The 19,343-nt window shown below is 62.2% G+C and carries 18 protein-coding genes and 1 pseudogene; 10 read left to right on the top strand and 9 right to left on the bottom strand.

Annotated elements, in window-relative coordinates; all coding sequences use genetic code 11:
• The 4 genes from H0V34_10195 to pdxA all read left to right on the top strand — a co-directional run.
• Nucleotides 1-347 (top strand): sodium/proton-translocating pyrophosphatase (locus H0V34_10195; protein MBA2492043.1); only part of this gene is annotated, 347 nt, incomplete at its 5' end.
• Between the two features lie 92 nt (nucleotides 348-439).
• Nucleotides 440-2,656, top strand: coding sequence for an LPS assembly protein LptD (gene lptD, locus H0V34_10190; GenBank protein MBA2492042.1), 2,217 nt, complete (start codon nucleotides 440-442; stop codon nucleotides 2,654-2,656).
• A 94-nt stretch (nucleotides 2,657-2,750) separates the two neighbouring features.
• Nucleotides 2,751-4,058 (top strand): peptidylprolyl isomerase, encoded by a 1,308-nt coding sequence (locus H0V34_10185; protein MBA2492041.1) that lies wholly within the window; start codon nucleotides 2,751-2,753, stop codon nucleotides 4,056-4,058.
• Nucleotides 4,055-5,092: a 4-hydroxythreonine-4-phosphate dehydrogenase PdxA gene (gene pdxA / locus H0V34_10180; GenBank protein ID MBA2492040.1), complete on the top strand. Its 1,038-nt coding sequence runs from the start codon at nucleotides 4,055-4,057 to the stop codon at nucleotides 5,090-5,092. The genes H0V34_10185 and pdxA overlap by 4 nt, the downstream gene beginning before the upstream one ends.
• A 65-nt stretch (nucleotides 5,093-5,157) precedes the next feature.
• On the opposite strand, the gene H0V34_10175 is transcribed toward pdxA, so the two are convergent.
• Nucleotides 5,158-5,430 (bottom strand): RNA-binding protein, encoded by a 273-nt coding sequence (locus H0V34_10175; GenBank protein MBA2492039.1) that lies wholly within the window; start codon nucleotides 5,428-5,430, stop codon nucleotides 5,158-5,160.
• 55 nt (nucleotides 5,431-5,485) lie between these two features.
• On the bottom strand, nucleotides 5,486-6,790 hold the full coding sequence (locus H0V34_10170) for a DEAD/DEAH box helicase (protein MBA2492038.1): 1,305 nt from the start codon (nucleotides 6,788-6,790) through the stop codon (nucleotides 5,486-5,488).
• 285 nt (nucleotides 6,791-7,075) lie between these two features.
• On the opposite strand from H0V34_10170, the gene H0V34_10165 reads away from it, so the two are divergent.
• Nucleotides 7,076-7,702, top strand: coding sequence for a DJ-1/PfpI family protein (locus tag H0V34_10165; protein MBA2492037.1), 627 nt, complete (start codon nucleotides 7,076-7,078; stop codon nucleotides 7,700-7,702).
• A 68-nt stretch (nucleotides 7,703-7,770) separates the two neighbouring features.
• On the top strand, nucleotides 7,771-8,493 hold the full coding sequence (locus H0V34_10160; GenBank protein MBA2492036.1) for a DUF4126 domain-containing protein: 723 nt from the start codon (nucleotides 7,771-7,773) through the stop codon (nucleotides 8,491-8,493).
• 32 nt (nucleotides 8,494-8,525) lie between these two features.
• On the opposite strand, the pseudogene H0V34_10155 reads toward H0V34_10160, so the two are convergent.
• A pseudogene (locus H0V34_10155) lies at nucleotides 8,526-9,866 on the bottom strand (sigma-54-dependent Fis family transcriptional regulator).
• Between the two features lie 1,550 nt (nucleotides 9,867-11,416).
• Between H0V34_10155 and rsmA the strand changes: the two are divergent.
• The 3 genes from rsmA (at nucleotide 11,417) to H0V34_10140 (ending at nucleotide 13,543) form a co-directional block, all read left to right on the top strand.
• Entirely contained in the window at nucleotides 11,417-12,187 is a 771-nt protein-coding gene (rsmA, locus tag H0V34_10150) for a 16S rRNA (adenine(1518)-N(6)/adenine(1519)-N(6))-dimethyltransferase RsmA (protein MBA2492035.1), read from the top strand.
• A gap of 75 nt (nucleotides 12,188-12,262) precedes the next feature.
• Entirely contained in the window at nucleotides 12,263-12,646 is a 384-nt protein-coding gene (gene apaG, locus H0V34_10145; protein ID MBA2492034.1) for a Co2+/Mg2+ efflux protein ApaG, read from the top strand.
• 66 nt (nucleotides 12,647-12,712) lie between these two features.
• On the top strand, nucleotides 12,713-13,543 hold the full coding sequence (locus H0V34_10140) for a symmetrical bis(5'-nucleosyl)-tetraphosphatase (GenBank protein MBA2492033.1): 831 nt from the start codon (nucleotides 12,713-12,715) through the stop codon (nucleotides 13,541-13,543).
• Between the two features lie 75 nt (nucleotides 13,544-13,618).
• On the opposite strand, the gene H0V34_10135 is transcribed toward H0V34_10140, so the two are convergent.
• The 6 genes from H0V34_10135 to H0V34_10110 form a co-directional block, all read right to left on the bottom strand.
• The gene (locus H0V34_10135; GenBank protein ID MBA2492032.1) at nucleotides 13,619-14,146 is read right to left on the bottom strand and encodes a GNAT family N-acetyltransferase; all 528 of its coding nucleotides are present in this window, start codon (nucleotides 14,144-14,146) and stop codon (nucleotides 13,619-13,621) included.
• Between the two features lie 422 nt (nucleotides 14,147-14,568).
• The gene (locus H0V34_10130; GenBank protein ID MBA2492031.1) at nucleotides 14,569-15,381 is read right to left on the bottom strand and encodes an HAD-IA family hydrolase; all 813 of its coding nucleotides are present in this window, start codon (nucleotides 15,379-15,381) and stop codon (nucleotides 14,569-14,571) included.
• Nucleotides 15,378-15,872, bottom strand: a complete 495-nt coding sequence (locus tag H0V34_10125; protein MBA2492030.1) for a dihydrofolate reductase — start codon at nucleotides 15,870-15,872, stop codon at nucleotides 15,378-15,380. Before H0V34_10125 ends, H0V34_10130 begins: the two co-directional genes overlap by 4 nt.
• 3 nt (nucleotides 15,873-15,875) lie before the next feature.
• On the bottom strand, nucleotides 15,876-16,670 hold the full coding sequence (locus H0V34_10120; protein ID MBA2492029.1) for a thymidylate synthase: 795 nt from the start codon (nucleotides 16,668-16,670) through the stop codon (nucleotides 15,876-15,878).
• Between the two features lie 2 nt (nucleotides 16,671-16,672).
• Nucleotides 16,673-17,470 carry a prolipoprotein diacylglyceryl transferase gene (locus H0V34_10115; GenBank protein MBA2492028.1) on the bottom strand — a complete coding sequence of 266 codons (798 nt, stop codon included), beginning with the start codon at nucleotides 17,468-17,470 and terminating at the stop codon, nucleotides 16,673-16,675.
• 39 nt (nucleotides 17,471-17,509) lie between these two features.
• Nucleotides 17,510-18,727: a class I SAM-dependent rRNA methyltransferase gene (locus H0V34_10110; protein MBA2492027.1), complete on the bottom strand. Its 1,218-nt coding sequence runs from the start codon at nucleotides 18,725-18,727 to the stop codon at nucleotides 17,510-17,512.
• A 100-nt stretch (nucleotides 18,728-18,827) separates the two neighbouring features.
• Here H0V34_10110 and H0V34_10105 point away from each other — a divergent pair.
• Nucleotides 18,828-19,343: thioredoxin domain-containing protein (locus tag H0V34_10105; protein MBA2492026.1), on the top strand; the 516-nt coding region annotated here is incomplete at its 3' end.

Below are 19,343 nucleotides of genomic sequence, written 5' to 3'. Positions count from 1 at the left end.
CGCCCCCCGAGTTGGCGAGGAAGACGGCCATCAGCACGCCGGTGCCGATCGCCCCGGTCGTGGTCGGGTTCGGACTCGGGCCAGAGACCCTGGGCGGCATGCTGGGCGGCGCGCTATTGGGGTGCGTGTTACTGGCGCTCACCATGTCCAACGCCGGTGGCGCCTGGGACAACGCCAAGAAATACATCGAGGAAGGGAACCAGGGCGGCAAGGGCTCCGACGCACACAGGGCGGCCGTGGTCGGCGACACGGTGGGCGATCCGTTCAAGGACACCTCCGGACCCTCGATGAACATTCTCATCAATGTCATGGCGATCGTCAGTCTGGTGATCGCGCCGCTGTTGTAGCCGACGAACCGCGTCATAAGCCGATTCTCATGTCCAGATGGGTGGCGCATCGGCAGTCATATAGAATCATCATTGCGCGGGCGCATCACGCTGTGCCGCACCAACGCCCAGCCGCCGTCGTCGCGTCATCGCTGCTGCTGTTATCGCTGCCGGCGGCGGCCGCACCCCAGTGGGGGCTGTGCGAAATACCGGCTGCCCCGCCACCGAAAATCGAGGCCATAGCGCCCGACACGCCCATCGAACTCGCCGCTGACGAGGCGTACATGAACCCCGCCGGCACGTCGGTGTTGCTGGGTGACGTGAGAATGTGGCGCAGCGGTCAGTTTCTGCGCGCCGACGAAGTTTACTACACGCAGGCGCGCGACCACATCGAGGCGTTGGGAAACCTGCGTTTCGAGCAGGATGGCCTGATCGTCACCGGCCCCGCCGCCGAGCTGCGGCTCAACACCGATAACGCCCGTTTCACTGCGCCCGAATACGAGTACACACCGCGTCACGCCCGCGGCGCCGCCGCCAGCGTCGATCGCAAATCGCCTGCGATCGCCGTGCTCGACGACGCGACGTACACGACCTGCAATCCGGGCGACGACGACTGGCTGCTGAGCGCGGATCGGGTCGCCTTGGATCGGGAGAGCGGCGACGGCACCGCGCGGGGTGCGGTGCTGCGCTTCAAGAACATACCGTTTTTCTACACACCGTGGATCCGCTTTCCCATCGACGACCGGCGCAAGTCCGGCTTTCTGTTCCCCACTATCGGCACCTCCAGCCGCTCCGGCTTCAGCCTGGAGACGCCTTATTACTGGAATATCGCACCCGACCGGGACGCGACCATGAGCCCAAGACTCTTCACGAAACGGGGCCTGCAGCTACGGTCGGAATTCCGTTATCTGAACCCGTCCAATGACGGGGAAATCGAACTGGAACTGCTCGACGATCGCGAGGCCAACGATCAGCGTTATCTGGCCGGCATCAGGCATCACGGTTCGCCGCTGCCGCGCGTCACCACCACCATCGATGCCCGCCGCGTGTCGGATGACCAGTATTTCGAGGATCTGGGCAGTTCTCTAAGCACCACCAGCACCTCTCACCTGCAGCAGCGCGCCGACGCATCCTACCAGGGCGACTTCTGGAACGCGGTCGGACGCGTGCAAGCCTTCCAGACGGTCGATGACACGCTCCGCCCACAGGCGGACCCCTACGAACAGCTGCCGCAGATCCTGCTGGAAGGCGGCCTGCCGGATCGCGCCTTTGGTCTGGGCTACGACCTGCGCACGGAGTGGGTGAATTTCGCGCACGACGAGCGCGTGGCGGGTCAGCGCATGGATGTGGATTTCGGTATCGAGCGGCCCGTAATCGGGTCGGCGTATTTTTTCAACCCGGAGGTCAGCCTGCGGCATACCGCATATTCACTGGACGAAACCACCGCACTCTTTACCGACGACAACATCACCCGCACCCTGCCCGTCACCAGTCTCGACAGCGGACTTATTTTTGATCGTCCCATCGGTGGCGGCGACTTTGTTCAAACCTTGGAGCCGCGGCTGTTTTATCTTTACGCGCCGTTTCGCGCACAGGACAATATTCCAACCTTCGACACCGGGTTGCTGGATTTCAGTTTCGCCCAGTTATTCCGCGAAAACCGCTTCAGCGGCGCCGACCGCATCGGCGACGCCAATCAGCTGTCGTTGGGCCTTACCAGCCGCTTTCTGAATACCGGGAGTGGTCAACAGCTGTTGAGCGCCAGCATCGGGCAAATTCTCTATTTCGACGAGCAGGCGGTCACCTTGCCAAGCCAGACCGCTGTCGATGACGATACGTCCGACCTCGCGGCCGAACTGGCGCTGAATCTGGGCGAGCGCTGGAGCGCCAGCGCCGCCACCCTGTGGGACCCGCAGAACGACGAGGTACAACGCGGCACCGCCCGGCTGAATTATTCCGGAACCGACAATCGCATATTGAATCTATCCTATCGCTACAGACGCGCCGACCCACAGGTGCCCGGACTCAATGAAACGCTGCGCCAGACCGACATTGCGGTCGTGTGGCCATTGAGCCCCCGCTGGCGCGCGCTGGGCCGCTGGAATTACGACCTCGAGGAACAGCGCGACCTGGAACTGCTGGCCGGCTTCGAATACGACAGTTGCTGTTACAAGGTACGTATTGCCGCGCGGCGATTCATCATCGGTGATCAGGCCGAGTACAATAACGGCGTCGAGGTGCAATTGATTCTCAAGGGTCTGGCGCAGCTCGGGTCGCCGCTGGGCGAATTGCTGGAGCGCGGGATTCTGGGCTACGAGGACTACGACTAATCGCGCCGCAAACGGGGCCTATCCGCCCGCGTCTTGTAGCTTGCGAGGACGTCCATTCGAACCACAGGAACTATTCATGAAAAAGTATCTGGCCATGGCGCTGCTCGCCGCTGTTTTTCCGGCTTCGGGGTCTGGCGCCGACGGGGGCAGCATACTGCTCGACCGCATCGTCGCGCTGGTGGAGAACGAAGCCATCATGCAGAGCGAGCTGGATGACCGTATCGATGTCATAGAGCAACAATACGCGGACAGCGTCGATCAGTTGCCGCCGCCGGATCAGCTGGAGCGGCAGGTGCTGGAGCGCATGGTGCTCGAAAGCCTGCAACTGCAAATGGCGGAGGGACGTGGCATCCGCATCGATGACCTCACGCTCAACGAGTCTATGCGCGATCTCGCCGCGCGCAATAATATGGAGCTGCCCGCGTTTCGTGACCGGCTGGTCGCCGAAGGCATCGATTACGTCAGTTTCCGCGAACAGGTGCGCACCGAGCTCATCATCACCACCTTGCGCCAGCGCGTGGTGGACAGTCAGGTGCAGGTGAGCGAACAGGAGGTCGACGAATTGCTGACCACGCAGGCGAGTCTCGCCAACAGCGGTATTGAATACCACCTGCGACACATTCTCATTGCGCTGCCGGAAGGGGCGAGTCCGGAACAGATTGAAGGCGCCACCGAACGCGTCGGCGCGATCCGCGCACGCGCGCTGGCCGGCGAAAATTTCGCGAAGCTCGCCGCCAGCGAATCGGACAGCCAGAATTCCCTGGAAGGCGGCGATCTCGGCTGGCGCACCGCCGCGCAATTGCCGACCCTGTTCGCGCGCAGCGTGGCCAGCATGGAAGCCGGCGACACCAGCGACATCATCCGCAGCCCCAGCGGCTTTCATCTCATTATTCTGATAGACCAACGCGGCGGTCAGCGGGCGATGATCGACCAGACTCGTGCGCGTCACATTCTTATCGAGCCCAACGCGCTGGTGAGCGACGAAGACGCGCTAGCGAGACTGGCGAACATCGAGAGCCGCATCCAGCAGGGCGACGAGTTTGCCGCGCTCGCCACCGAGAACTCGGACGACAAGGCCAGCGCGGTCGACGGCGGGAGTCTCGGCTGGATCAGTCCCGGGCAGATGGTGCCCGAGTTCGAGCGGGTGGTGGGCAGCCTGGAAATCGGCGAGGTGAGTGAACCGTTCCGCACTCAGTTCGGCTGGCACATCGTCGAGGTCACTGGACGCCGTGAGCATGATGGCACGGTGGAACTGGAGCGCGCGCGGGCGCGCGAATCCATCGCGCAGCGCAAGGCCGAAGAGGAGGCGGAGTTGTGGCTGCGGCGCCTGCGCGACGAAAGCTACGTCGAATATCGTCTTGACCCCGGCGGCGCGCAACAGAGCGTCGACGGCCAGAGTTGAACGCCATCTGCCGGATTGCGATCACACCGGGCGAGCCCGCCGGCATCGGGCCGGACATCGTCCTCGACATCGCCGCGCGCGAACGCTCCGCGGAACTGGTGGTCATCGCCGATCCGACGGTGCTGCGCGACCGGGCGCGTCAGCTGGGCGTCGCGGTCGATCTGGCGCCGTTTGATCGCCATCAGGCGAGACAGGCCGCGCGGCCCGGTCAGTTGAAGATAGTATCCGTGCCGACGCGTGTGCCGGCGCGGCCTGGAAAACTCAACCCGGCCAATGCCGAGTATGTGCTGGAGACCCTGCGCCGCGCCGTGGACGGCTGCCTGCGGGGCGAATTCGACGCGGTAGTCACCGGTCCCGTGCAAAAAAGCGTCATTAACGACGCGGGGATCGCTTTTACCGGTCACACGGAATTATTGGCGGAGCGCACAGGCGGTTTTCCGGTAATGATGCTGGTCACCGGAGTCCTGCGCGTCGCGCTCGCCACCACGCATCTGCCGCTGGCCGAGGTGAGTCAGATGATCACACGCACGCGGTTGCGGCGGGTGATCCGCGTGCTGGACCACGATCTGCGCAAGCGCTTCGGCATCGAACATCCCCGCATCAAGGTCTGCGGTCTGAATCCGCACGCTGGCGAGCAAGGCCACCTGGGACGCGAGGAGATCGAGGTGATCGCGCCTGTGTTGCGGGAACTTCGAGCGCGGGGAATCGATCTGGTCGGGCCGCTCCCCGCCGACACGCTGTTTACACCGGCAAATTTACGGGATGCCGACGCGGCGCTCGCCATGTTTCACGATCAGGGGCTGCCGGTGCTCAAATACGCAGGCTTCGGGCGCGCGGTGAATGTCACGTTGGGGCTGCCGATTGTCCGCACCTCGGTCGATCACGGCACCGCGCTGGATCTGGCCGGCAGTGGCCGCGCGGATGCAGGCAGTCTGGAAGCGGCGCTGGGACTAGCGATTCGGCTGTGTGAAAATGGCGTCACGCCGGCGGCCGCCGCGACGGGCGGGTCACCGCTCGGCACCTTCGCTTATTGAGCAATGAGGATACGCCAGGCGCTCAGCCAGACATCAGGCCCGACCGACGGGTACGGCGCAACGAATCAGCGGCGCCGACTGCCGCCGCGTCCGCCGCGGGGGCCGCGGTCTTCCTGCACCTTGAGGCTGTTGCCACGTAGCGATGACCCGTCCAAGGCGGCCATCGCGGCGCGCGCCTCGTGGCCCTCCATGCTCACTTGACCGAAACCCCGGCAAGTGCCCTTGAACACATCGCGCACCAGCTTCACGCTGAAGACCTTGCCATGCTGACCGAAAAGATCGGTCACTTCATCGTCCGTGGTGTCGGGCGGTAGATTACGAACATGTAATGTCTTCATGTGAACTCCTAAGGTATTAAATTCAACAAAATTGCGCGGCCTTAGAACCAGCGGCCTATATCGCCACGCGCCGGACTCGCTGTTTCCCACGCCCGTTCGTCGCTGTGATTCCCCGCCGTGAGTTATTATTGTGCTGGCGAACTGGCGCTGTGCGCGGGGCGCGGCTGCTGTCGGCATGGCCACCAGCGCGCACGCGCACCACATCAGGCGCGGTTATTACCGCGGCGCGAGGAAAGACCGGCGTCGCGCGGATCGTCAGTTTGTGCTTTACGAGACGTTCGATATCGCTAAGCAGTTTACGTTCCTCCGGGCAGACCAGCGATACGGCCGTGCCCAGACTGCCGGCGCGACCGGTGCGGCCGATGCGATGAACGTAATCCTGCGCCGCGTCAGGAAGTTCGAAGTTTATCACATACGGAAGTTGCGCAATGTCCAGCCCGCGCGCGGCAATATCGGTCGCGATCAGCACCCGCGCCGCGCCGCGCTTGAATTCCGATAGCGCCTTCGTGCGCGCAGACTGGCTCTTGTTGCCGTGGATCGCGATGGCCGCAATGCCATCCTGCGACAACTGCCGGGTCAGCCGGTCGGCGCCGTGCTTGGTGCGCGTAAACACCAGCATCTGCTGTCCGCCGGACTCTCGTATAAGATGCGCCAGCAACGCGCGCTTGTCGCCCTTGGGCACGGTATAGGCGTACTGGTCTATTTCCGCGACCGAGGTGTTGCGCGCGGCCACTTCGACCACGACAGGGTCTTGCAGAATCCCGCGCGCCAGCTTGCGAATCGGGTCCGAAAACGTTGCCGAGAACATTAGTATCTGCCGCCCGGCCGGCAGCAAGGCCATCAGGCGACGGATATCAGGGATGAATCCCATATCCAGCATACGATCCGCTTCATCCAGCACCAGAATCTCGATGCCAGACAAATCCACGGTCCGTTGCCCGACGTGATCCAGCAGACGCCCAGGTGTGGCCACCAGCACATCCACGCCACGCCGCAGCTTCTGTATCTGCGGGTTGATGTTAACGCCGCCGAAAATCGCGGCTGAGCGTAACGGCAGATGCCGCCCGTAAACGGCGACGCTGTCCGCAACCTGCGCGGCGAGTTCGCGGGTGGGCGCCAGCACCAGCGCGCGCGGCCTGCCCCTGGTACGCGTTGGCGGCGTGGATGCGGACAAACGTTCCAGCATGGGCAAGGTGAAACCTGCGGTCTTGCCGGTGCCGGTCTGTGCGGCGGCGATCAAATCCTGGCCCTTGAGAACCGCGGGGATCGTTTGTAGTTGAATCGGGGTCGGACGTTGATAGCCGTGTTCGGCGATTGCACGCAGAATTCCATCCGACAAACCGAGCGAAGAAAATGCCATTCGATACTCCTTGAAGTTTAAGCTGCCGCGGCGCCATGGCGCCGCAGACAATCGAGTGCGTGGAAACACCACTCAAACTCAAGCGATTGAGGGGGTGGCGTGGAAAATGGTTTGCAGGCAGGGTACGTGTACTTGTAGGACATGCCCCGGAAACGCTTCTACACGGCTTCCGCGGGGCGCGGACGGGGCGCGCTACGACAAACTTGGCCGCGAGTATACGCGACGGCGCAACCTTAACCTAGTCATTTCTGTATTCATTGATTTTACAGGCTCTGGAGAGGACCCATGAATTTTGGCTTTTTGCTTTTTCCCCAGCTCGAAGAACTCGACCTGGTCGGCCCCTGGGAGATGATCACAACGTGGGGCCTGCAGCCAGGCGGCCCGGGTGCGGTGTTCACCGTTAGTGAAACCGGCGGCCAGATTACGTGCGCGAAAGGCCTGCGAATCGCGTCCGACTATACCTTCGACAATTGTCCGCGGCTCGACTACCTGCTGGTGCCGGGCGGCCAGGGCACCCGCGGCGAAGTCACCAATCCCAGGCTCGTGTACTTTGTAGCCGCGAGCGCGCGCTCGTGCAAGGCGGTGGTGTCGGTATGCACCGGCGCCTTCATTCTGCAGGCCGCCGGTCTGCTGGCGCACAAGCGCGCTACCACGCACTGGGCCTCGCTGGAACGCCTGCAAGCGCTGCCGGATGTCACCGTAACTGAGGCACGGGTCGTACGGGATGGGAACGTCTGGAGCGCGGCCGGCATTTCGGCGGGCATCGACGTGGCGCTGGCGCTGATCGCGGATCAGGCAGGGGAAAATGCCGCCGGCGAGGTGCAGCTCGCCGCAGAATATTATCCCTCGCAGCAGATTTACGGTACGCCCGGCGCACAGGCTCCGAAATACGTGCGGGACAAGCGTCCGTAACGCATCCGCTCAGCGGCGTCGAAAAGGTGCTCGCCACGTCGAGAGCGACGCACTGAGTTGCAACACCCATGCGCACCGCGCATGATTTAGGTTCACTCCTGGATTCGCGGAGGCGTCACGTGGAACAGTATCAGGACATCGTCAGCATCATCGCCCTGACCCTGGGCGTGTCGTGGGCCAGCGGCATCAATCTTTACGCCGCCATGCTGACCTTAGGCGCGCTGGGCGCGGGCGGTCACGTCGATTTGCCGCAGGGCCTTGAAATTCTGTCCGATCCGTTGGTGATCGGTGCCGCCGGGCTGATGTATGCGATCGAGTTTTTCGCGGACAAGCTGCCCGGGGTCGACTCCGGCTGGGACAGCCTGCACACGTTAATCCGCATCCCCGCCGGCGCGGTGCTGGCGGCCGGCGCGGTGGGTGAGATCGGCCCCGCCGTGCAACTCGCGGCCGCCATCGTCGGCGGCAGTCTGGCTGCGGGGACGCACTTTACCAAAGCCGGCTCTCGCCTGCTGATCAATACCTCCCCTGAGCCGGTCAGCAACTGGGCCGCATCGGTCGCCGAGGATGCAGCCGTGGTCGGCGGTTTGTGGCTTGCGTTGAACCATCCATTCGGATTCGTGTGCGTGCTGGCGCTGTCCGTCGCGGCGATGATCTGGCTGCTGCCTAAGCTGTGGCGCGCGATCGGGCGGGCTTATCGCTACCTGCACCAGCGCATAAGCCGGGAACCGCATTTGGAGCGCTGCGTCGAACCCGACGCCGTAAAAAGTTTGCCGGTGCCGCAGGGAGGCTAGCACCACGCGCCGGCTGCGATCATTCAGCCCAACTAACGGCTCAGACCATGCCGCTCCATCAGCCGGTAAAGCGATGGCCTGGAAATATTGAGCCTGCGCGCGGCCTCGGACAGATTGAATTGTGTGTCATTGAGGACCCGCTCCACGGCGGTTTTTTCCGCGCCGTGGAGCGCCTCCCGTAATTGCTGGCCCGTGCCCGCGAGACCGAGGCCCGCCAGACCGAGGTCATCCTCGCCGATAAAGCCACGCTCGCACATTACCACCGCCCGATGTATGCGGTTTATCAGTTCCCGCACGTTGCCCGGCCACGTCTATTCGTTCATCGCCACCAGCGCGTCATCGGCAAACCCCTTGACGGAGCGGTATTCGGCCGCGAACTTCGAGAAGAAGTGGCGCGCAAACGGCAGGATGTCCGCGCGCCGCTCCCGCAGGCTTGGCATGTGCACGTGAAACACGTTCAGCCGGTAGTAGAGATCGTGTCTGAATGCGCCGCTTTCAATCGCTTGTTCCAGATTAATGTTCGTGGCTGCTATTACACGGACATCCACCAGGAGTTCGGTCGGACTGCCCAGCCGCTGAATTTTGGACTCCTGCAGAAAGCGCAAGAGATTAACCTGCAGATCTCGCGACAGCTCGCCGATCTCATCGAGGAACAGTGTACCGCCATTAGCCGCCTCTATACGGCCAACCTTGCGGCTCGTTGCACCGGTAAACGCACCTTTTTCGTAGCCGAAAAGTTCCGACTGGATCAGACTGGCGGGAATCGCACCACAGTTGACGGGCACCATCGGTTTGCTCGCGCGATGCGAATGATGATGTATGGCGCGTGCAGCGAGCTCCTTGCCCGTGCCGCTCTCGCCGGTAATCAGCACCGGCGCGTCGGCGCTGGCGAACTTGATTAGCTGGCGACTCACGGCCTGCATCGCCGGGCTGGCGCCGAGGATGCCGTCGTCCGCGCATAGTTCCGCCGGCGGCCATGGCTCGGAATTATCGACGAGGTTGGCCATACCTACGGCGTGGCCGAGTGTCCAGCTCAAATGCCGCGAGTCGGCAGGCAGCGTGTGATAGTCATAGAAGAAGGCCGCAATCAGTTCGCGGATTGAATCCTGGGCCAGGGCGCCCGCACTAACCAGCGCCACCCACGGAATGCGGTCGCGGGTGGCTACAAGGAACTCGATGAAGCGGCCTGTCTCCGCGCTTGGCAGCGAATCCAGCCTGAATAGCCCGGCCTGCACGGTAAGACGATCCATCAGCGTCCGCGCCGCCGCGACGTGCGTCGCCGGGTGGATGTCCCATCCGGTTGCTTGAACCAGAGGATCTAACTGGTCTTTCCCGGCTGGCGAGCGCAAGTACAGTACGACTCGCGATCCCATTTCCTGCTCACTGAGACGTGACAACCCTTGCGAACATGCCACGAATAGGACCCAATTCGCAACGACTAAAGTACGAATCGCGCCGCTCGTCGACCATACCCGTTATTCCGTCGTATGCACTATTGACTATTGCGCAAAAGGCATTGACGACGGCTCCCGGCACTTCGCTTTGAGCGAAGGCGGCGCGGTGGCGGCGACACTCAGGTAACTGACCGCCGCAAGCATGGCGACCGGCGCAAGCGTCCACGAACGGCGGCGAAGAGCACGTCGAATCTTCGAAATTTCTACCTCTGTCTTGCACTGATCGCTCATCGAATCTGATCTCGCTCGAAACATGTTGTGCCTCATGCGCCCTCGCGAGATCCGTCTTGCGAAGTGGAGTGCACCCGAAAGCTACCGGCGCAAGGCGCCAGGCGTCTTGCGTTTAGCAAAGCGCAGACCATTAAGTTAAGGCACTGTTTTTATTGAACATATAGGATCGGTAAGACTAATGGCGGAACCGAGCTGTAAAGCGTGCGGACAGGCGCGGTGTACGACTGTACGGCAGCGCCGTCTCAGGTTTCGTGATTGCGGGATGCCGCTTCCGATGCTCGTATCGGCAGGCCCACCACAGTGGCCTGGTGCCGTATGGGGAAAATCGGGTTCGGCTGCTCGCCGTTACCTGGCTACACAGTGACCTGCGCCGCCGGCAGGAACCCACGCCCAAGCCAGATTCGGATTGCGCGGCGAGAAGCGATGACGACACACTGGCCGGTGAGGATCAGAGCCATCGGGCACGCCGGCGATGCCGCGAGCCGGCAGCCAGCGCCCATCGTCGACCTGCCGTAAGACAGGCACGCCCACTCCTGGGGCGGCCATCGGCGTCAGACGCGACCAATTCAATACACTGCGTTCACGCGCTGCGAGCCCCGGAAGGGCTTGCTTTTTTTAGAACCGGGTTACACGGCCTCGCACATTCACTGCGGACCTCTACTACACCACCGCACGACGCGGGAGCGCAGGTCCACACTGGTTCGCCAGCAGCGGCCGACGACGATTTGAGGCACGCCTATTCGAAAAAAGAAGCCCCGGCAACGGCGTGGAATATTAACGCGACGGGGCACATCGGTTCGGTTCATTGCTCAATGCCTCCTGCGTCACCAGCGTGGAACACGAATGCCGCGTCGCTGGTGGCGTGGTTGAGAATAGCTGCTCGTGACGCAGGCGTGGCGCAGGTGCCTGGCGCCAAATGCACATGCATAGGGTGAGCCATTTATCTCAAACCTTTGTTTTTACTAATTTCTCTTCCAGAAAGCGCAAGCACGCCGCAGGTGGACTGTAAAAGTACGTTTACAAGGGCGTTTACAATGCGCGCCGTGAGCCCGCCCAACCTTGTCAAAACAGTCGGTTCGTTCGCGTCGGCTGTAATGTTTGCGGACACCATGACGGCGTGTCGGTCGGTTCGCCGCCAAGCGCGAGCCTCTTGACCCACGCGCCCGGTCAGAATTAAGGTCACAGCCATCATGTTCAGCAACGCGTCTACGCAACGGGCGGCGGGGGGAACGCGCGTCATGCACCATCGGCCCCGCAAACGTTTCGGACAGCATTTCCTGCACGATGAGAAGGCCATTAATGATATCGTCGCGGCCATCGCGCCACAGCCCGGCGATACGATGGTGGAGATCGGTCCGGGTCAGGGCGCCATCACCGGACCATTGCTCCGGCGGCTGGGCAGGCTGCACGCGATCGAGCTCGATCGCGATCTCATACCCGCGCTTGCGCGGCGCTTCGCGCATGACGGCCATCTGATCATTCACGCGGCGGACGCGCTGCGTTTTGATATCGGCACTCTGAGCCCGGGCCGACTTCGCGTGGTGGGCAACCTGCCATACAACATCTCGACACCGCTGATCTTTCACCTGCTGGCGTCAGCGTCCGCGGTCGCCGATATGCATTTTCTGTTACAGAAGGAGGTGGTGGATCGAATTGCCGCCGCACCTGGCAGTGGCGCCTATGGTCGTCTGTCGGTGATGGTGCAATATCGCTGTCACTGCGAAAAACTGTTTGGTGTGGCCAGCGCCGCGTTCTCGCCCCCTCCAAAGGTCGAGTCGGCGCTGCTACGCATCGAACCGTATTCGCGGCCGCCGACCGCGGTACACAATGAGCAGCGCTTCGCGCGTATCGTCGCGCAAGCGTTTTCGCAGCGGCGCAAGACCATCAAAAACAATCTCAAGAAAATGCTGACCGGTAAAGCCATCGAAGGCGCTGGTGTGGACCCTGATCTGCGGCCTGAAAAGCTGGGCCTGGCGCAGTTCGCAGCACTCGCCAACGCCGAGGTCTGAGGCGGGCGCGGCAACGACAGAACCGATAATCCCGGTAACAGCCAAAGCGTTCCGTTTTATAACTATAATGCCGCCATGAACGAGAACGATGCCTATAACATCCAGGTGAAAGTCGCCACCGCGTATATCGAGGGCCAGTCCGACACGGACCAGAACCGCTACGTGTTCGCCTACACCATCACCATACACAATTATGGCCACGTAGCCGCGAAACTGTTGACCCGTCACTGGATCATCACGGACGCCAATGGCAAGGTGCAGGAAGTGCATGGCGAAGGCGTAGTCGGTGAGCAGCCGCACCTGCGGCCCGGCGAGGGATTTCAATATACCAGCGGCACCTTGCTGGAGACATCGGTCGGCACCATGCGCGGCAGCTATCGGATGCTGGCGGATGATGGCACCGAGTTTGAAGCCGAGGTCGGCGCGTTTACCCTCTCGATCCCGCGGGTGCTGCACTGACAAACCCTGTCGCCCTGTCAACATCGCAACAGCAGACCAGAACACGCATTTCGCGAGCAACCTGTTATGGCCATATACGCAATCGGCGACCTGCACGGCTGCCACGATCAGCTGCGCGAGCTGCTCGCGAAGCTGAAATTCCAAGCCGGCCGCGATCAGTTATGGCTGGTGGGCGATGTGGTCAACCGCGGTCCCAAATCGCTGGAGACGCTGCGTTACGTGAAAAAGCTCGGCGACGCCGCGGTGTGCGTGCTGGGTAATCACGATCTGCATCTGCTGGCCGCGCACGCGGACGCGCGTCCGACCAAACCCGGCAGCGGTCTGTGCGCGATCCTGGATGCGCCGGACCGGGAGGACCTCGTGGACTGGCTACGCCGCCTTCCCTTGCTGCATCACGATGCGGCGCTGGGCTACACCATGGAGCATGCCGGGCTCGTGCCGCAATGGGATCTCGCCACCGCGACGAATTGCGCGCGCGAGGTCGAGCGACTGCTTGGCGGGCCGGACTATCGCCAACTGCTGCACCGGATGTACGGCGATTCACCCGACCGCTGGTCCGATGATTTGACATCCTGGGCGCGCGCCCGGGTCACCATCAACGGCCTCACGCGACTGCGCTACTGCGATGCTCAAGGAGGCATCGACATGCAGGCCAACGGTCCGCCCGGCAGCCAGCCCGCCGGACTGGTGCCGTGGTTTGAGGCGCCCGGCCGACGCAGTGCAAACCTCAATATCCTGTTCGGCCACTGGTCGGCGCTTGGCTATTACCGCGCGCCGGGAATCATCGGCATGGACAGCAGTTGCGTGTGGGGCGGCGCGCTAACGGCGCTGCGTCTCGACGCAAAAAATGCGAGTCCCGTTTCCGTCTCCTGCGAGGGCTTGCGCAGACGTGCCTGAAGCGGGGGCGATGATTCGCCAGTCAAGCGTTGAGTCAGGCGCGCTTAGGTCGCGCTCGCCCGTGTCGATGCCACCTCAGCGCGGCTGTCGAGCCGCAGGCACGAACGGGCGCCCCGCATTGAGCTGCGAGCCCACTTTCTCGTTGACGCGCAGAAATCGCGCCACGTGTAGCGCGGACTCCAGTCCGCGGTAGTAATCCGGCACGAGCCGGATCTCCTCGTAACCTGCCTGCCGGTAAAATCCGCGCGCGTCGCGATTGCTTTTGCGCAACTCGAGTTCGATGGTGGCGATACCCGCCACCATCGCCGACCGCTCCAGCCAGCGCAACAGGCGCGTGGCGATGCCACGGCGCCGGTGGCCGGTCGCGACCGCGAACAGATTGAGGTGCGCTACCTCGTGCGCGAAATGCATGATGCCGAAGCCGGCGATGACATTGTTCGTCCGCGCGACCAGCACCACGCTGTCCCGGCAGCGGATCTGCGACGCGACCCGCGCCGGCGTCCAGCTCCATCCCAGGCCGGTCTCGATCAGGTCGCGCGACATGTGCGCGATCGGGGGTGCGTCGCCGGAACGCGCGAGCTGAAAGCTGACAATCGGAGTCATTTCGGCAGTAACGCGCGCGAGTCGTCAGACATCGATAAAGCGATTACGGGCTGCTGCGCCATCTTGATCGAATTGGCTTGATTGAATCAGCGGTGGCAAAAACAGTTCGAACGGTTCGGCATCTTGCGGACGGTTTCTCGCTTGAGTCCGGATAATCCTGCGCGTCATCGCGCGACACGAGATCCGGGCATGCTGGCATTCTTAAAAGTGTCGTCCGCGATTGTTCGAGCACGCGGCATCAATACACTACGGCACACATCGTCAGCATGCACGGATCGTTCAGGCCAGCATATGCCACTACGCGACAGATCGGAAGCAGGCGGGAGCGCGCGAGCGTCTCCGGCGCCACGCGAAACAGAGCACTTCGCAAGGGGCGCGCAAAATCGCAACCAGGATTCGCTCCGTCATTCGATGACGGCTCGTCAGTACTCGTCCGGACACACGAAAACACGCACCAGCCGTGTGAGTTCGCGGAAGCTGTCCACCACGGCGTCGGGCTGATGCGGGTGACGCACGGTGCCGGGAAAGATCTTGTCGATCCAGTGATGCTCCCACTGCGCGCCGTTGTAGAACAAGGCCGTAACGCCGGCCTCCTTGCCGGCGATGATATCCGTGGTGCTGTCGCCCACGTACCAGCAATCCAGGCTGGGTCTCATTCCCAGATTCTCGAATGCCTTGATGATCGGGTCCGGCGCCGGCTTGCGGCGCTGGATGTCGTCGCCGCACACTACGGCATCGAAAAGGTCGGTCCAGCCGGTGCCGTCGATCACCGCTAGTTCATGCTCCATGAATTCGCGATTACGGTTCGTCAACACGCCCAGCTTGAGGCCCAGCCCTTTCAGTTCCAGCAGCACGTCGCGCAAGTGCTTTTCCAGCGGCGTCACGTTGCCATAGTGATTCCTGTAAGCCTGATCGAACGCGTTGTGCGCGATGTGCTTGGCTTCTTCGTCCGGCCCGAACAGGATCTCGAAGATGTCCGTGCGCGAGATCTTGCGGTCAGCCTTGATCTTCGGATGCAGCTGCCGGCATTCCTTGACATACTTGAGCAGTTTGGCGTCGTCTACGGTCTTGCTGTCCTCCGCATTCAACAGCCTTCCGACCAGGCCGAGTTCTTCCAGCTTCGGGAACACATCGTCCAGCGCGTAGTACATCGCATCCAGGGTGTCGGCCAGGGTCGCGTGCCAGTCGAACACGATCGCCTTGGGGATCGCGCGGGGGATCGAAAGAATACTCACGGGGCGGTCATGCGTTCGAATGATAGAAATGTCAGCGGATATGGGCTGTCGTCACCTGGCGCGCACTCTTCGCGAGCGACTTCACCCCATGCGTTCTTATCGAACTGCGGAGAAAAAGTATCGCCTTTAATGTCGGCTGCGATCAGCGTGACGTAAAGCCGATCCGCCAATGGCAGCGCTTCACGGAATACCTGCGCGCCGCCGATGACGAAAACCTCATCGCAATCCGCTGCCAGCGCCAGCGCGTCGTCCAGGCTGCGCGCCACGTCAACGCCGGAGCATTTGAAACCCGGATTGCGGGTGATGACGATGTGACGCCGGCCGGGGAGAATGCGCCCCAGCGACTCGAAGGTGCGCCTGCCCATAATCATGGGATGCCCCATGGTGAGTTCGCGGAACCGCTTGAGATCGGCGGGCAGATGCCACGGCATGCCGCCGTCGCGGCCGATGACGCGATCCGGCGTCATGGCGACGATCAGCGAAACGCGCATGAGCTACACCGCCACCGGCGCCTTGATGTGCGGATGCGCCTGATAGTCTGTCAGCTCAAAGTCGTCGTAGTTGAAATCGAAGATCGAGGTGATCTCCGGATTCAGACGCATCCGCGGCAACGGATACGGTGCGCGCGTCAGTTGCAGTTCCGCCTGCTCGATGTGATTCAGATAAAGATGCACGTCGCCAAAGGTATGCACGAACTCGCCGGGTACGAGCTTCGTGACCTGGGCCATCATCAGCAGCAGTAACGCGTACGACGCGATGTTGAACGGTACGCCTAGAAACACGTCCGCGCTGCGCTGATAAAGCTGGCAGGAGAGTATGCCTTGCGCTACGTAAAACTGGAAGAACGCGTGGCAGGGCGCGAGCGCCATGCGGCGCAACTCGCCCACGTTCCAGGCGCTGACGATGATGCGGCGCGAATCGGGATCGGTTTTGATCAAGTCCACAGCGCGCGAAATCTGATCCACTTGGCGGCCATCGGCGTCCGCCCACGAACGCCACTGCGCGCCGTACACCGGCCCCAGATCGCCACCAGGATCGGCCCACTCGTCCCAGATGGACACACCGTTATCACGCAGGAACTGAACATTCGTATCACCGCGCAACAACCACAGCAGTTCGTAAATAATGGAGCGCAGGTGCAGCTTCTTGGTGGTCACCAGCGGAAAGCCGTCGGCGAGATCGTAGCGCGCCTGATACCCGAACACGGACTGGGTGCCGGTGCCGGTGCGATCCTGTTTGCGCGCGCCATGATCGAGTACGTGGCGCAACAGCTCCAGATACTGCCGCACGGTTACGCGGTCTCCCGCCGGCCTTGCCCACGATACGCGAATGCCATCAGCGCCAACCCCAGGATGATCATTGGCATAGTGAGCGCCTGCCCCAGCGTCAGCCAGCCGAACGCGAGATAACCGATGTGCGCATCGGGCAGACGCACGAACTCGACCAGCGAGCGGAACACGCCATACCCTATAAGAAACAGGCCGCACACCGCGCCGGTAGGTCGCGGCTGACGCGAGAAGAGCCACAGAATGACAAACAGCAGCACGCCTTCCAGCAACACCTCGTAAAGCTGTGAAGGATGGCGCGGCTCCGGTCCAGCGCCGGGGAAGATCATGCCCCAGGGAAGATTCGTTGGCGCGCCCCATAACTCACCGTTGATAAAATTTCCGATACGGCCCGCGCCCAGCCCCACGGGCATCATGGGCGCGATAAAGTCGCACAGCGGGACGAAGCCCACGTCATGACGGCGGCTGTATAGCGCCGCGGCGATCACCACGCCGATCAGCCCGCCGTGAAAACTCATGCCGCCCTGCCAGATCTGAAACAGGATCAGCGGGTCGCCGATAAACGCCGGCAGATTGTAAAAAAGTATATAGCCGAGGCGCCCGCCCAGAATCACGCCCAGCACCCCGTAAAAAAGCATGTCGCCAATCTGGTCGGGCTTGACCGGCGAGTGCGGTTGCTTTGCGCGCAACACGCCCAGCGCCCAGAAGCCGACGAATCCGACCAGGTACGTAATCCCGTACCAGTGAATTTTGAGGGGCCCCAGCTGCAGCGCGATGGGATCGATGTCGGGGTAGGTCAGCATTGCAATTATTTTAACAGTTCAGAACAAACATGCGGCTGCTCACACGGTCAAGCGCGCGAACACCGCCTTCAAGTACGCCGTCTCGGCGATTGCCGGATGGATTGGATGATCCGGCCCCTGCCCGCCGAAACTCAAGATCTGCATGTCACGGCTCACGTGCCGCGCCGCGCCGTGCATCTGCGCCACCAGTTGCGCCTGCGTCAGATGATAGGAACACGAGCAGGACACGATGATCGCGTCTTTCGTGAGCAACCGCATCGCCAGCTCGTTCAGTCGCCGATAGGCTTGCGTCCCCGCTTTTATATCTTTCTTCCGCCTGATGAAGGCGGGCGGGTCCAGAACCACGACGTCAAATCGCTCGTCGGCGGCATGCGATTCTTGCAGCAGCTTGAAGGCGTCACCCTGGCGAAGTTCCACCGCATTACTCACTCCGTTGAGTTCGGCGTTGCGGCGCGCATATTCCAGCGCGATGCTGGATTCGTCGATGCAAATGACACGAGCGGCGCCATGCGCGGCCGCCTGCACGCCCCACCCGCCGACATAACTGAACACGTCGAGCACCCGTTTGCCTTTCACGAAATTGCGCAGGCGCGCACGGTTTTCGGCCTGATCGAAATACCAGCCGGTCTTCTGGCCCTGACGCAGGGGCGCCTTGAACGTAACGCCGTGCTCGGAGAGGCTCACTCGCTCCGGAAGCTCGCCCAGCGGCGTTTCGACGTATTGCGGCAGACCTTCCAGCGCGCGAATCGGGTTGTCGTTGCGCAGCAGGATCACGCGCGGACGCAGCAGTTTATCGAGCGCGGCGAGAATCTCCGTTTTCACGCGCTCCATGCCCGCGGTCGTGATCTGCGCCACCAGCACGTCGTCAAAACGGTCGACCACCAGCCCCGGCAGTCCGTCGCTCTCGCCATATACCAGCCGGTAGAAAGGCGTCCCGAACAGTTGTTCACGCAGTGACAGTGCGATATTGAGCCGATGCGCGATCAGCGAAGGCGACCACGGGTGGCGCGGGTCGCGGCTCACCAGCCGCGCGCAGATCAGCGAGTGCGGATTGACGTAGCCGGTGCCTAATGGACGGCCGCGATGATCCTGAACCTCCAGCGTCTCGCCGGGTTCGAATGTGGCCAGCGGGGTGCGTTCGATATCCACCTCGTTGCTGAACACCCACGGATGACCGGTGCGCAGGCGGCGCTCCTCGTTGCGCTTGAGACGCAGCGTCGGCAGGGCGGTTTGACTGACAGGCGCCGGTATGGACATGATGGGCGCGCATGATAACACCGGCCTGACCTTGAGGCTGAACCTGGGCTCTCACCGGCCGCAGCACAAATTCGATCTTTTGTAACTGGACAGACAACTCATGACCGACTTTCAAAATCAGCACTTTCAAAACCAACTGATCGACGAGACCAGTCCGTATCTCCGTCAGCATGCGCACAACCCGGTGGACTGGTATCCGTGGAACGCGCAGGCGCTCGAAAAGGCGCGCATTGAGGACAAGCCCATCCTGCTGTCCATCGGTTACTCGGCCTGTCACTGGTGTCACGTGATGGCGCATGAATCGTTCGAAGACCCGGCCGTGGCCGACGTCATGAACGAATTGTTCGTCAACATCAAGGTGGACCGCGAAGAGCGCCCGGACCTTGATAAAATCTACCAGGCGTCACAACTGCTGCTGAACCAGCGCGGCGGCGGTTGGCCGCTGACCATGTTCCTGACGCCGGCGGATCAGGTGCCCTTTTTCGGCGGCACATATTTTCCAAAAGCGCCCATGCACAGTCTGCCCGCTTTCACCGACCTGCTCAAGCGGGTGGCGGGCTTTTATCGGCAGAGGCGCGACGCCATCGGTCAGCAGAACGCCTCCATGCGCAAGGCG

The organism is Gammaproteobacteria bacterium (genome assembly GCA_013696315.1).
Taxonomy (GTDB): Bacteria; Pseudomonadota; Gammaproteobacteria; order JACCYU01; family JACCYU01; genus JACCYU01.
The sequence above is the reverse complement of the archived record's forward strand: the minus strand, read 5'-3'. Positions and strand labels throughout refer to the sequence as shown.